The sequence below is a fragment of the Variovorax sp. CCNWLW235 genome, from assembly GCF_037204085.1.
Lineage (GTDB): Bacteria > Pseudomonadota > Gammaproteobacteria > Burkholderiales > Burkholderiaceae_C > Variovorax.
Window position 1 is genome coordinate 13,236 of record NZ_JBBCBW010000023.1, and the last position, 12,642, is coordinate 25,877.

Sequence of the window (12,642 nt, forward strand, 5' to 3'; positions counted from 1 at the left end):
TTCTTAAAGCCTGTGCGGCGCTGTGCGTCACGCGGGCCCGTTACCATCGCCCCAACTTGCCAGAACTATCTTCCGATCATCCAGGCGGCAGCGCACCGCTGCTGCAACCGCCGTTGTGGCGCCAACTGCAATTGACAGCGGTGGCGCTCGCGTCGATTCGCGCCGGCAGCTCGGGCACCGTCGCCTTCGAATCCGTGGAGCCTGCCATGCGTCCCGGCGTGCAGGCGCTCGGCTTTCAGGTGCTGCGCTGGCTTGGCCGCGCCGAAGCCCTGCGCCGCCACCTCGCCAAGCGCACGCCGCCGCCGCTGCCCGATGCATTGCTGTGCACCGCGCTGGCACTGGCCTGGGATGCGCAGCATGCGCCGTACGAACCCTTCACCCTGGTCGATCAGGCCGTGGAGGCCGCCAAACGCAACCCGGCCACGCGCGCGCAGGCGAGTTTCATCAACGCCTGCCTGCGCCGCTTCCTGCGGGAGCGCGACGAGCTCGTGGCCGCGACCGACCATGAGCCGGTGGCGCAGTGGAACCATCCGCGCTGGTGGATCGAGCGCCTCAAGCGCGACCATCCGCGCGACTGGCAGCGCGTGCTCACCGCCGACAACGCACACGCACCGATGACCCTGCGCGTGAACGTGCAGAAGACCACCGTTCCCGCCTATCAGCTGGCGCTCGAAGCGACCGGCCTCGAATCCGTTCGCGTGGGTGCGTCCGGCCTGCAGTTGGCGCGTGCCCGGCCGGTGCAGCAACTGCCCGGCTTTGCCGACGGCGATTGCTCGGTGCAGGATGCCGCCGCGCAAATGGCGGCGCCGTTGCTGCTTGAAGGCCTGCTGCCCGCCGCCGGCGCTGCGCCGCTGCGCGTGCTCGATGCCTGCGCCGCTCCCGGTGGCAAGACGGCCCACCTGCTGGAGCTGGGCGGCCCGAATGCCATCGAGGTCACGGCCCTTGAAGTCGACCCTGTTCGCAGCCGCCGCATCGATGAGACCCTGAGCCGGCTTGGACTGACCGCTAAAGTAGTAGTGGCCGATGCCGCGCGTCCTTCTGCGTGGTGGGACGGCACGCCCTTCGATGCCATCCTGCTCGATGCGCCCTGCACGGCCTCGGGCATTGTCCGGCGCCACCCCGACGTGCGATGGCTGCGCCGCGAGAGCGACACGGGCCAGTTGGCGGTGCAGCAGGCCGCGCTGCTGGCCGCGCTCTGGCCCTTGGTCCGGCCCGGCGGCCGGCTGCTCTATTGCACCTGCTCGGTGTTCCGCGAAGAGGGCTCGCAACAAATCGATGCGTTTCTTGCGCACAACACCAACGCCCGATTGAAGGCATCGCCGGGCCATTTGCTCCCCCAAAGCGGGGCGAATGCCCGCGCCGTCCCGGACAATCCCTCAGGTGATCACGACGGCTTCTTCTACGCCCTGCTTGAAAAACGTCCCGGTTAAAACTTGGGGTCGGCGCGGCTTGGCGCAGATGGCGGCGCTGCTGCTGGCGGTGGTGATGGTCACGCTGCTGGGCTGGCTGCCCCTGACCGCCGCGGCGCAAGGGCGCAGCGGCCCTTCGGTCACCCAGATGCGCCTGGAGCAAGCGGACGACGGCGTCTACCTCACGGCGGCCGTGCAGTTCGAGCTGCCCTCGCTGGTCGAAGAGGTGCTCGACAAGGGCATTGCGATCTACTTCGTGGCCGAGGCCGAGGTCTTTCAGGAGCGCTGGTACTGGACCGACCGCAAGGTCGCCCAGGTCACGCGCCACATGCGGCTTGCCTACCAGCCGCTCACGCGCCGCTGGCGGCTCAACGTGTCGCCGGTGCCCATCACCGGCACGGCCGGGTTCGGCGTTTCGCTGAACCAGAACTTCGACAGCCTTTCCGACGCCATGGACGCCGTCAAGCGCGTCGGCCGGCTGCGGCTGGGCGATGTGTCCGACATCGGCGATGAAGCGCAGCACCAGGTCGTGTTCCGCTTCCGCCTCGACACCTCGCAGTTGCCGCGCCCGTTCCAGATCGGCGTGGTCGGGCAGGCGGACTGGAACATCGTCGCCGAGCGCAGCGCCAAGCTGCCGTTGGAGAAGCAGCGGTGAGCACCAAACCGCGCAGCGGCGCAGCGGCCACACCCGCCGCTCGCCGCTCGCGCGCGGTCCGCTGGGCCGTGGGCGTCGGCGCCGCGCTGGTCACCGCCATTGGCCTGGTGCTGATGTTTCTGCTGGCCCAGGCCACCAACAACCGCGCGCTGTATGAACGCTATTACGTGCGGCTCTTCGGCATCAACGTGGTGGTCGCGGTGCTGCTGGTGCTGGTCATTGGCTGGGTCGCCTTTCGCCTGCTGCGGCGGCTGCGCCAAGGCAAGTTCGGCAGCCGCCTGCTCATCAAGCTGGCCGCCATCTTCGCGCTGGTGGGCGTGGTGCCGGGTGCGCTGGTCTATGTGGTGTCTTATCAGTTCGTCGCGCGGTCGATCGAAAGCTGGTTCGACGTCAAGGTCGAGGGTGCGCTCGATGCCGGCCTCAATCTCGGCCGAGCCACGCTTGATTCGCTCTCCGACGACCTGGCCGCCAAGACCCGTGCGGCCAGTGCCCAGCTTGCGCAAGTGCCCGATGCGAGCGCGGGCCTCGCGCTCGAGCGCATTCGCGACCAGCTGCAGGCCAGCGATGTCGTGCTCTGGACGGGCACCGGGCAACTTATTGCCGGGGCAGGCACCTCGCGCTTTCAGCTGAACCCCGAGCGGCCGACCATCCAGCAGCTGCGGCAGGTGCGCGCGGACCGCGCCATCGCCCACATCGAAGGCCTGGACGAAACCGCGGCGCCCGGTGCCAGCCTGCCGCCCGCCACCGTGCGCGCCATCGCCATGGTGCAACGCCCCGGGTTCGACTTCGATACTGCGCCGCGCTTTCTGCAAGTTACGCAGCCGCTGCCGCCGGCCGTGGTGGCCAATGCGCTTGCCGTGCAAGAGGCCAACCGCGAATACCAGGAGCGCGCCCTGGCCCGCGAGGGCTTGCGGCGCATGTACATCGGTACCCTCACGCTGAGCCTGTTCCTGGCCGTGTTCGGCGCCGTGCTGCTGGCGGTGCTGTTCGGCAACCAACTGGCGCGGCCGCTGCTTGTGCTGGCGGAAGGCGTTCGCCAGGTGGCCGCCGGCGACTTGCGGCCCACCGCCGTGCTGCAAGGCAAGGACGAACTCGGCGGCCTGACCCGCTCCTTCGCCGTCATGACGCAGCAGCTGGCCGATGCCCGCGGCGCTGTCGAAAAGACCATGGGCCAGCTCGATGCCGCCCGTGCCAACCTGCAGACCATTCTGGACAACCTGACCTCCGGCGTGATCGTGCTCGACGCCAAGGGCACCATTCTTTCGACCAACCCCGGCGCCACCCGCGTGCTGCGCGCGCCGCTGGCCGCCTACGAAGGGCAGCCCCTGTCGCAGGTGCCCGGCCTGGCCGATTTTGGCAACAGCGTGCAACAGCAGTTCGACGAATTCCAGGTCGAGCGTATGCAGCACGGCCTCGACCACTGGCAGCATGCCTTCGAGCTGCACGCCACCGGCACCGACCTGCCGCAGCAGGGCAGTGCCATCAACATCGTCGCCCGCGGAGCGGAGCTGCCCGGCGCTGCGCGGCTTCTGGTGTTCGACGACATCTCCGAAATCGTCTCGGCCCAACGTGCACAGGCCTGGGGCGAGGTCGCACGCCGCCTGGCCCACGAGATCAAGAACCCGCTCACGCCCATCCAGCTCTCCGCCGAGCGGCTCGAGATGAAGCTCTCCGGCAAGGTCGCTCCGCCCGAGCAGGCCGTGCTCGTCAAGTCGGTCAAGACCATCGTCGACCAGGTCGACGCCATGAAGCGGCTGGTCAACGAATTCCGCGACTACGCCCGCCTGCCCGCGGCCGACCTCAAGCCCGTCGACCTCAATGCCTTGCTGGCCGACGTGCTCCAGCTCTACAGCGCCGAGAACGCGCCCATCGCGCTGCGCTCTGAGCTGGACGAGCGCTGCCCGCCCATTCGCGGCGATGCGCAGCAGATCCGCCAGGTCATTCACAACCTGCTGCAAAACGCGCAGGACGCTGCCGAGGCCGCCGCCAGCACCACCGGCAGGGCGGGCGAGGTGGTCATTCGCACCCGCCTGGGCGATTCGGGCCAGCGCGTGCGCCTGACCGTACAAGACAGCGGGCCCGGTTTTGCCGAGAACATTCTCAAGCGCGCCTTCGAGCCCTACGTCACCACGAAAACAAAAGGTACCGGTTTGGGGCTGGCCGTGGTCAAGAAGATCGCGGACGAGCACGGCGCCCGCATCGAGCTTTCCAACCGCGTTGTCGATGGGGCTGTAGCGGGGGCGCAAGTCTCGCTATCATTCGCGCTGGCAGGCGAGTCGCAAACAGCGGTCGCTCACACCGAAGATTCGAAGTCTTCCGCCGCCTGAGCGCGAAAGAAATCCATTGCGCTCAGTCGATGGATCGGCTGGCGGACCATACACACCATTGCAGACACCGGCGCATACAACAAGCAGCACTCATGGCAAACATTCTCGTGGTCGATGACGAGCTGGGCATTAGGGACCTGCTCTTCGAAATTCTCAATGACGAAGGCCACAACGTGGAGCTCGCGGAAAACGCCGCCGAAGCACGCGCAGCCCGGCAACGTGCACGGCCCGATCTCGTGCTGCTCGACATCTGGATGCCCGACACCGACGGCGTCACGCTGCTCAAGGAATGGTCCACCGCCGGCCTGCTGAGCATGCCCGTCATCATGATGAGCGGCCACGCCACCATCGACACCGCAGTGGACGCCACCCGCATCGGCGCCTTCGCGTTCCTCGAAAAGCCCATCACCCTGCAGAAGCTGCTCAAGGCCGTGGAGCAGGGCCTTGCCCGCGAAAGCGCCAGGCGCGCGGCCGCTGGCGTTGTGCCGCCGGCCACGGGCGTCAATCCGGCGGCGGCCATCACCACCACTGGCGACAGCCTGCTGCTCGCCTCGCTGGCTTCAGTGCCCGTGCCCGACGCCGGCCCGCAGTCGACCCAGAGCTTCGACCTGGACCGCCCGCTGCGCGATGCACGCGATGGTTTCGAGAAGGCCTACTTCGAATTCCATCTCGCCATGGAGAACGGCTCCATGACCCGCGTCGCCGAGAAGACCGGGCTGGAACGCACCCATCTTTATCGCAAGCTCAAACAACTTGGCGTCGATCTTTCGAGAGGCCGCAGAAGCGCTGTATAATTTAAGGCTGCACACCAAGGCCCGGTAGCTCAGTTGGTAGAGCAGCGGATTGAAAATCCGCGTGTCGGTGGTTCGATTCCGCCCCAGGCCACCATTCATCATTTTGAGGTCGTCCATCAGACGGCGGTCAAAGTCAAAAAAGCCCTAAGTACATCAACGACTTAGGGCTTTTTTCATTTCAGAGCAGTCTGCAGTTTTCCGGTTTGATCGCAGCAGTCCTCGCTCGGTCCCAGCTTCGGTCTATTGCTCCTTCCTTGCGCCACGGCCCTCGCCGCCATCATGCAGGGACGAAAAGTCGCAACGAGCAACCAACGTTCCGCAACGCGTGGCCCTGCTGTCTCTTCACCCCCACTCAGATCAACCCGCCGTGGCCGGCACCGGCGTGTTGAGCAACTGCTGCTCCCACAAGTACGCAATGCCGCTGCCGCCGGCATGCTGCTTGATCACCTCTGTCAGCTTGACCGCTGTTTCGGCGCGGGCCCAGTCGCGTTGCCATTCGGCTGCCAACGCCAACCACGTCATCATGTTGGCGCCCGCGGCAATCATGCGCTGGATGGCAACCTCATGTGCCTCGACGGAGACGGCGCCCGATGCGTCGGTGATCACCGTCACATCCCACCCTTCGCCCAGGGCCTGAATCACCGGCATCGCGACGCATACCTCTGTCCACAGGCCCGCGATGATCAGCTGCTTGCGGCCCGTGGCCTTCACTGCGTCGACCACTTTCTTATCTTCCCAGGTGTTGATGAGGGTCCGATCGATCACTTCCTGGCCGGGAAAAACTTCTGTGATCTGCGGAAAGAGGAGGCCGCCGCGCCCGGCGATCACGCTGGTCAGGATGGTGGGAACGCCGAAAGCCTTTGCGGCTTTTGCCAGGCCCGCGGCATTGTTGACCACCATCTGCGGTTCATGGCTGTTGAGGTTGGCAAGCTGGTAGGGCTGGTGGTCGATCAGAACGAGCACGGAGTCTTCGGGGCGAAGAAGCGAAGCAAGGCCGTTGCGAAAAGTCATTGATACATCCTTTGTTTGGCATTGAGTTGGGTTCTTCCGGGCAGGGTTCGCCGGGGCGCGCCGTTGCTCGGAAGCCGTAGTCTGTTGTTCCTGCACTCGATGCGGTAGTACCATCCGCGGGCGAGCTGTGTCGCAAAAAGAGGAACGCCAAAGTGGACATCGAGGAGCTGCAGACATTCGTCGAGGTCGCTGATGCAGGGGGTGTTTCGCCTGCGGCAATTCGGCTCGGCGTGTCCAAGTCGATCGTCAGTCGCCGGCTCGCTCGCCTTGAAGCAGAACTCGGCGTCCAACTGCTCGCCCGGTCCACCCGCGGGGCTGCGCTCACCGAAGCCGGCGCCACTTTTCGAGACTATGCGGCCAGGGTGTGCGCAGAGATAGACATCGCGAGGGAAACGATCCTGCCCGCCGGCGACCTCAGAGGCCGCTTGCGGATTGCCGCGCCGCTTACTTTCGGCCCGACCCACTTTGCCCCCGCGCTCGCGGAAATGGCGCGACGTCACCCCAAGCTGCATATCCAGACTTCCTACAGCGATCGCTTCGTCGATCTCATTGCAGAGGGCTACGATTGCGCGATACGGGTGGGCTATCTTCAAGACTCCAACCTGGTTGCAAGGCGCATTGGCGCGATCAATGGAAAGCTCGTTGCGAGTCCGGACTACATCAAGGCGCATGGGTCGCCTGAGACGCCCGAAGAGCTCGTCGCCCACCAGGCACTCATGCAGGGTGTCGAATCCTGGCAGTTCCAGGACGGCGACAAGATCATCACGGTACGACCGCAGGGGCGCTTCAAGGCCGACAACGGCCCCGCCCTGGTTTCTGCTGCGACAGCGGGGCTCGGCATCGCCTACCTCCCCGATTGGCTCACGGCTGAACACGTAGCCTCCGGAGCGCTCGTGCCGATCATGACGAGGTATCCCCCACCGACGGCGGGTGCCTATGTCATCCGGCCGCCGGGCCAGCACCCTGCGGGGAAGATCCGGGTCCTGACCGAACTCCTGGCCGAGTATTGCCAACGGTATTCGCACGCAGCGGGAGCGAGCGCTTCTGAGTAGCGCAGCAGCGATCTAGCGGTAGAGCTCCAGCCACCATCATCACCAATGAACAAAAGCAACCCCATTCTTGATCTGCCTTCCGTCGCAAAGGCCGGCATGCGCGAGCTACAGCCTGAAGACAGCGCGCTGCTGCTCATGCACTTTGCCTTCCGCGGGCTGGTTGCCAAGGCCGACGTCTTTCTTGCTGGCCATGAACTCACCCGTGTTCATCACCGGATGCTCTATGCCATCGCTCGCTCGGAGCGGCTCTCGATCGGCGGGCTGATCGAGCTGCTCGGGGTTTCAAAGCAGGCGCTGCACAGACCTCTGAAGCACCTCCAGGACGCCGGCTATGTCGTCGCGCAGCGTGATGCGGTCCAGCATCGAGTGAAGATCCTGAGCTTGACTGCGAAGGGAAAAGAGATCGAGCGCCTCGCGTCGAAGCATGAAGCAGCCGCAATGAAGTCCGCGCTCGCAGGTGTTTCGGCCACCGAGCAGAAGGCGTGGCGAAAAGTGATGATTGCGCTGGCTCGCATGGTCAACTGAAGGCCAGCAGCGCTGCCAGCGCGGCATTCGCGACCATCAGCGCAAAGTCCACGACAAAGATGAGCAGCATCAGGCCGCTCAGAACCGGCCAAAGGGGTTCACCGACGCTATTTCGCGAGAGAGCCACCGGCACATTCGCCGCAAATTGAGTGCCGTGAGCCAGCGCAAACACTGCGGTGAACACGGCCACTTGCATCGCTTCGGGAAACAGCGTGCGATTGAAAAGAAGCATGCCTGCGAGAACGGCAAAGGCAAGGTTCATTCCTCCCAGAAAGCGCACTGCTGCAGCCACGGTCGAGAAAAGAGGTGACTGCCTGGCTTCTCGTGAAACCAGGAGCTTGGTGGCCGAGGTCGACTTCAAGCCGAAGTACATCGCGCCTGCGCCAAACCACAGAATGTTCAGCACCAGCACAACGTCCACGGCGAGGGAAAGCGATGTCGGGCTCATGTTTATTGCAGGGCGGAAGGGCGAACAGCTCATTGTAGTTCTCAAGGTCAACAAAGTTGACCTTAAAGCGAGCTGGCAAGTATCCTTGCGCATCTTCTGGAGAAACAATGAGCACATCAGGACTCGAGACCCTGCGCGAGACCTTCGCACAAGGCGGCTTTGGGCGAGGCATCGGGCGGACGCTGGGGCTTGTGGGTACGGACGTAGCTTTCGGAAAAGTGACCCTGCAGGGGCACCCGACGCCCGACCACTACAACCCGGCCGGCGCGGTCCACGGGGGCTATGTGGCCACGATGCTCGACGGAGCGATTGCGCTGGCCGTCTACAGCACGCTGGCCGCCGACACTCGCTACAGCACCCTCGACCTCAAGATCACTTACTTGCGGCCGCTGACGGAAAGTTCGGGGCCGGTCAGGGCAGAGGCAACCGTCATCCACAGCGGGCGCACGGTCGCTTCGGCGGAAGCCAGGCTTCTGGACAAGGACGACAGGCTTTGCGCGCACGCGACTGGAACATGCATCATCGCCGGCCCGCAGGCCGTGTGAAACCGCCTGCGGCTATGGGCGGAGCTGGTGCACGGCCAGCAGTTGCGCCGCCGTGTCCGGATACTCTCTGAAAACCGCGACCTTGCCGTCGCGAATCTGGAACATGTGCGCCCAGTTATTCACATAGCTTCTGCTCGTCGCGCGAGCGCGGCATTCCGCGCGCCCAAGCACCACGACCATGTCCTGGCTTTCGTCGGCCACGAATGTGCTTGGCCGGAAATGGTCGAACAGCAGGTGCTCGTCCAGCGCGGCGACAAACTTCGCAATGCCTTCGTGACCCTCGTGCCGGTGCGCCCAAGGCATGAACTCAGCAACGCCGGGGGCCTCGTAGATGCAGTCCGGCGCTGACAGCGTGCACATCCGCTGGACATCGCGGGCTGCAAAGGCCGCATAGCAGTTCTTGACCACAGCCAAGAGGTCATCTCTCTTCACGATGCATCACTCTCGGTGATTCGCGGGCGCACCATGACCACCTTCGCGGAATGTACCGCGAGCGCGTCGGGGGCTTCGTCGCATGACACCACTGTGGTCAGCGACAGCGGATCGCACTGGCCCGCGGCCACAAGATCCATGACCTTCGGTATATGCGGGCGAACGCTGCACAGACCCACCGAGAGCGTCACGTCCCGCATGTACATCTGGAAAAGCGGAATCTTCGGATCGTCGAAGATGATGCCGATGCAAGAGCAGTGGCCGCCGGGTGCCAACGCCAGCAAGCCCGACCGGAGCATCTCGTGGTCGCGTGTCGCCGCAATGGTCACGTCGAATCTTTCATGAAGCGCCTCGGGCGGTCCGTCGAAAATGCGCGCACCTGAGCGCTCGGCAAGCGCCTTGCGCGCGTCGTCGGAGTCAAAGTACGTGACTTCGGCGGCACCAGCTGCCCTGGCGAACTGAGTCGCGAGAATGCCGATGCTTTCGGTGCCGCCGACGACGAGCACGCGGGCGTCCTTTCTGCCGGCAAGAGGGCGGCTTGCTGCAACCCATGCGTCGGTCAGGTTGTCGCTCGCGGCGGCCACCGCAGCCGGGTCCAGCCCCGCGGGCAAAGGGACCAGCATCGCATCGGCAAAGGGCACGTTGACGAGTTCCGAGAAAAGGCCGCCCCAATTCCCGCCGGTCGGCACGCCATAACAGGCGTGCTTGGGCACCGAGGTGCAAGCGCTGCTGCGGCCGTAAAGGCACTGCGCGCAATGACCGCAGGCGATCTTCCAGGGAATGGAAACAACATCGCCGCGCCGCACTGTCGTGACCTCGGACCCCACCTCGACGACTTCTCCGACGGCCTCATGCCCGATCGCGAACCCCGGCTTGAAAGGAGTGCTCCCCGCGCGGATGCGCCGGTCGAGGTCGCAGAAAGCGGATGCGATGGGCCTCACGATCGCTTCCCGGGGCGAACGAATCGAAGGTTCGTCCGTGTCTGCCCACTTCAACTGACCAGGAGCTGCATAAAGAAGTGCTTGCATGCGTGGAGTCCTGAGAGAACTGAGTTACGAACCGCCTTAAGCGACCTGAGCGCCTTGGCTGTATCACGTCAACATTATTGACTTCAAGCGCCGCACCTTTCGACTGGTGCATACCCTTCTCCGGCGATAGCCACGCATCGCGGGTTTACCCCTACATCTCACCCCTCAACTTTCCGCGCCCGCCTGCCGATATCCCTGGATACCTGGCCTCCGCACCGGCGGCCGTCACGGAAAAGCACATGCGCAATTGGAAGATCGGTGCCCAGCTGGGCATGGCATTCGGGATCGTGTTGCTGTTGATGGCGACGGGGCTGGCCATTGGCATTGCATGTCTTCACGACATTGCTGCCGGCAGCGGCATTGCCCCGGAGCTCGCAGGCCGTATCGAATCGACACGAAGCTTCATGCTGGGCTTCGGCTTTGCCGCGGTGGCGGTTGGCATCGGCGGCAGCATCTGGCTGTCGCGCAGCATCATGCAACCGCTCGCTGAAGCGATCTTCATCGCGGAGACCGTGGCCTCGGGCGACCTCAGCAAGGAATTCGAGACCGAGCGCGGTGGCGATTTCGGCAGGCTGCTGCGCGGCATGGGCGAGATGGAAGACACGCTGACCGACGTGGTGACGCGCATCAAGGCATCGACCGACTCGATCGTCGTGGCCTCCGGGCAAATCACCGCGGGCAACCATGACCTGTCTTCGCGCACCGAGCAGCAGGCCAGCTCGCTCGAAGAGACGGCCGCCTCGATGGAAGAGCTCACCTCTACCGTCAAGCAGAACGCCGACAACGCAAAACAGGCCAACCAACTTGCGCTATCGGCCTCGGAGGTTGCGGTCAAGGGCGGTGGCGTGGTCAACCAGGTGGTCGACACCATGGCTTCGATCAATGCCTCGTCGAAAAAGATCGTCGACATCATCGGCGTGATCGACGGCATCGCGTTCCAGACCAACATCCTGGCGCTCAATGCGGCCGTGGAAGCCGCGCGTGCCGGCGAGCAGGGCAGGGGCTTTGCGGTAGTCGCTTCCGAGGTGCGCAACCTTGCGCAGCGTTCGTCTGCGGCGGCCAAGGAGATCAAGGGCCTCATCGAAGACTCGGTGAGCAAGGTCGACGTGGGCAGCGCGCTGGTGGGCGAAGCCGGCAAGACGATGGAAGAGATCGTGGGCAGCGTGAAGCGCGTGACGGACATCGTCGGCGAGATCACGGCGGCGAGCCACGAGCAGGCCCAGGGCATCGAGCAGGTCAACCAGGCGGTCGCGCAGATGGACCAGGTGACGCAGCAGAACGCCGCGCTCATCGAAGAGGCCGCGGCCGCTGCGCAATCGCTGCAGGAGCAGGCGGGCAGCCTGTCGCAGGTGGTGGCCACCTTCAAGCTCGACGACGAGGACGGCAAACCCGCCCTGGCTCCGCCTGTGCAGGCGCGGCCTCTTGCGCAGCCCGTGCGGCTGGTGCAACTGGCCCGGCGTACAGCTGAGTGACGCCACGCGTCACTCTTTTCTTTCAAGATGCAACGCTGCACTGCGCCTACGCGAATGTGGGCATCACCCTACAGAAGAACCGCGGCAAAAAAATAAGGTGACCGATTGCAGGGCCGGCTGACGACGTCGAGCCCTCGCACAAAGGAAACCGAATGACTGTCGAGATGTTCCGAATGCCAGCGGCTGCCGGCGCGCATGGAACACGCCCTTCGCAAATCTCTTCTGCAGGGGCGTAGCCTTGGACTCCGCATCCAGACCCGTGGAGCGGCGCGCGCTCCGTGTTCCGCTGCGTTCTTCTTCTACCTCCATCACGCTGGAGGCGGACCTGAGCCTGCCCGCCGTATGCGGCGGCATTGTGCTGTTTGCGCACGGCAGCGGCAGCAGCCGCTTCAGCCCGCGCAACCGCCAGGTGGCCGAAAGCCTCAATGCGGCAAAGCTGGCCACGCTGCTCGTCGACCTGCTCACGCCCGACGAAGAAGCCGAGGACGAACGCACGCGCGAGCTGCGCTTCGACATCGCCATGCTGGCCGATCGGCTGGTCGGCCTGACCGATTGGCTGCGCAGCCATGAGCAGACCGCCCGCTTGAGAATCGGCTACTTCGGCGCGAGCACCGGGGCAGGGGCCGCGCTGGTGGCGGCGGCGCAGCGGTCCGACGCGGTCGATGCGGTGGTGTCGCGCGGCGGCCGGCCGGACCTGGCCGGCGCGTCATTGGAGCGCGTGCGCGCACCCACGTTGTTGATCGTCGGCGGCAACGACGGACCGGTGATCGACATGAACTGGCAGGCCATTGCGGGGCTGCGCTGCGAGAAGCGGCTTTCCATCGTGCCGGGTGCAACGCACCTGTTCGAAGAGCCTGACGCGCTCGGCGCCGTTTCCACCTTGGCTCGCGATTGGTTCAAGAGCCATCTCAACCAACCCAGGCATAACGCAAAGGAGTAAGGCG

General features: G+C 64.9%; 13 protein-coding genes and 1 tRNA gene. 10 read left to right on the forward strand and 4 right to left on the reverse strand.

What is annotated here, in order from left to right:
• Positions 1–101: 101 nt before the first annotated feature.
• The 5 genes from rsmB (at position 102) to V9L21_RS21445 (ending at position 5,279) form a co-directional block, all read left to right on the forward strand.
• On the forward strand, positions 102–1,430 hold the full coding sequence (rsmB, locus tag V9L21_RS21425; RefSeq protein WP_337314966.1) for a 16S rRNA (cytosine(967)-C(5))-methyltransferase RsmB: 1,329 nt from the start codon (positions 102–104) through the stop codon (positions 1,428–1,430).
• 28 nt (positions 1,431–1,458) lie between these two features.
• Complete coding sequence (locus tag V9L21_RS21430) at positions 1,459–2,064, forward strand: DUF4390 domain-containing protein (RefSeq protein WP_258503830.1); 606 nt, start codon at positions 1,459–1,461, stop codon at positions 2,062–2,064.
• The gene (locus tag V9L21_RS21435) at positions 2,061–4,391 is read left to right on the forward strand and encodes a sensor histidine kinase (RefSeq protein WP_337314912.1); all 2,331 of its coding nucleotides are present in this window, start codon (positions 2,061–2,063) and stop codon (positions 4,389–4,391) included. The genes V9L21_RS21430 and V9L21_RS21435 overlap by 4 nt, the downstream gene beginning before the upstream one ends.
• A gap of 92 nt (positions 4,392–4,483) precedes the next feature.
• Entirely contained in the window at positions 4,484–5,185 is a 702-nt protein-coding gene (locus V9L21_RS21440; protein ID WP_157611832.1) for a response regulator, read from the forward strand.
• Between the two features lie 18 nt (positions 5,186–5,203).
• Positions 5,204–5,279 (forward strand) — tRNA-Phe (locus V9L21_RS21445).
• 263 nt (positions 5,280–5,542) lie between these two features.
• On the opposite strand, the gene V9L21_RS21450 is transcribed toward V9L21_RS21445, so the two are convergent.
• Positions 5,543–6,196, reverse strand: a complete 654-nt coding sequence (locus V9L21_RS21450; RefSeq protein ID WP_337314913.1) for a hydrolase — start codon at positions 6,194–6,196, stop codon at positions 5,543–5,545.
• 152 nt (positions 6,197–6,348) lie between these two features.
• On the opposite strand from V9L21_RS21450, the gene V9L21_RS21455 reads away from it, so the two are divergent.
• Together V9L21_RS21455 and V9L21_RS21460 are read left to right on the forward strand one after the other, a co-directional pair.
• Positions 6,349–7,248, forward strand: a complete 900-nt coding sequence (locus tag V9L21_RS21455; RefSeq protein WP_337314914.1) for a LysR family transcriptional regulator — start codon at positions 6,349–6,351, stop codon at positions 7,246–7,248.
• A gap of 45 nt (positions 7,249–7,293) precedes the next feature.
• Positions 7,294–7,773, forward strand: a complete 480-nt coding sequence (locus tag V9L21_RS21460) for a MarR family winged helix-turn-helix transcriptional regulator (protein WP_337314915.1) — start codon at positions 7,294–7,296, stop codon at positions 7,771–7,773.
• On the opposite strand, the gene V9L21_RS21465 is transcribed toward V9L21_RS21460, so the two are convergent.
• Entirely contained in the window at positions 7,766–8,221 is a 456-nt protein-coding gene (locus V9L21_RS21465; protein WP_337314916.1) for a hypothetical protein, read from the reverse strand. The genes V9L21_RS21460 and V9L21_RS21465 overlap by 8 nt on opposite strands.
• A gap of 107 nt (positions 8,222–8,328) precedes the next feature.
• Between V9L21_RS21465 and V9L21_RS21470 the strand changes: the two genes are divergently transcribed.
• Positions 8,329–8,766: a PaaI family thioesterase gene (locus V9L21_RS21470; RefSeq protein WP_337314917.1), complete on the forward strand. Its 438-nt coding sequence runs from the start codon at positions 8,329–8,331 to the stop codon at positions 8,764–8,766.
• 12 nt (positions 8,767–8,778) lie between these two features.
• Here the strand turns inward: V9L21_RS21470 and V9L21_RS21475 are convergent, their stop codons facing one another.
• Together V9L21_RS21475 and V9L21_RS21480 are read right to left on the reverse strand one after the other, a co-directional pair.
• On the reverse strand, positions 8,779–9,174 hold the full coding sequence (locus V9L21_RS21475) for a nuclear transport factor 2 family protein (protein WP_337314967.1): 396 nt from the start codon (positions 9,172–9,174) through the stop codon (positions 8,779–8,781).
• A gap of 20 nt (positions 9,175–9,194) precedes the next feature.
• Positions 9,195–10,226 carry a zinc-dependent alcohol dehydrogenase gene (locus tag V9L21_RS21480; RefSeq protein ID WP_337314918.1) on the reverse strand — a complete coding sequence of 344 codons (1,032 nt, stop codon included), beginning with the start codon at positions 10,224–10,226 and terminating at the stop codon, positions 9,195–9,197.
• Between the two features lie 239 nt (positions 10,227–10,465).
• Between V9L21_RS21480 and V9L21_RS21485 the strand changes: the two genes are divergently transcribed.
• Together V9L21_RS21485 and V9L21_RS21490 are read left to right on the forward strand one after the other, a co-directional pair.
• Positions 10,466–11,698 carry a methyl-accepting chemotaxis protein gene (locus V9L21_RS21485; RefSeq protein ID WP_337314919.1) on the forward strand — a complete coding sequence of 411 codons (1,233 nt, stop codon included), beginning with the start codon at positions 10,466–10,468 and terminating at the stop codon, positions 11,696–11,698.
• A 259-nt stretch (positions 11,699–11,957) separates the two neighbouring features.
• A complete protein-coding gene (locus V9L21_RS21490) occupies positions 11,958–12,638 on the forward strand; it encodes a dienelactone hydrolase family protein (RefSeq protein ID WP_443305369.1) in 681 nt (226 codons plus the stop codon).
• The last annotated feature ends 4 nt before the right edge of the window (positions 12,639–12,642 follow it).

What these genes read in the sequence shown, in the direction of transcription:
- V9L21_RS21480 (WP_337314918.1), bottom strand. Translation starts at nt 10,226, where the DNA reads ATGCAAGCACTTCTTTATGCAGCTCCTGGTCAGTTGAAGTGGGCAGAC.
- V9L21_RS21465 (WP_337314916.1), bottom strand. Translation starts at nt 8,221, where the DNA reads ATGAGCCCGACATCGCTTTCCCTCGCCGTGGACGTTGTGCTGGTGCTG.
- V9L21_RS21450 (WP_337314913.1), bottom strand. Translation starts at nt 6,196, where the DNA reads ATGACTTTTCGCAACGGCCTTGCTTCGCTTCTTCGCCCCGAAGACTCC.
- V9L21_RS21430 (WP_258503830.1), top strand. Translation starts at nt 1,459, where the DNA reads ATGGCGGCGCTGCTGCTGGCGGTGGTGATGGTCACGCTGCTGGGCTGG.
- V9L21_RS21485 (WP_337314919.1), top strand. Translation starts at nt 10,466, where the DNA reads ATGCGCAATTGGAAGATCGGTGCCCAGCTGGGCATGGCATTCGGGATC.
- V9L21_RS21470 (WP_337314917.1), top strand. Translation starts at nt 8,329, where the DNA reads ATGAGCACATCAGGACTCGAGACCCTGCGCGAGACCTTCGCACAAGGC.
- V9L21_RS21460 (WP_337314915.1), top strand. Translation starts at nt 7,294, where the DNA reads ATGAACAAAAGCAACCCCATTCTTGATCTGCCTTCCGTCGCAAAGGCC.
- V9L21_RS21440 (WP_157611832.1), top strand. Translation starts at nt 4,484, where the DNA reads ATGGCAAACATTCTCGTGGTCGATGACGAGCTGGGCATTAGGGACCTG.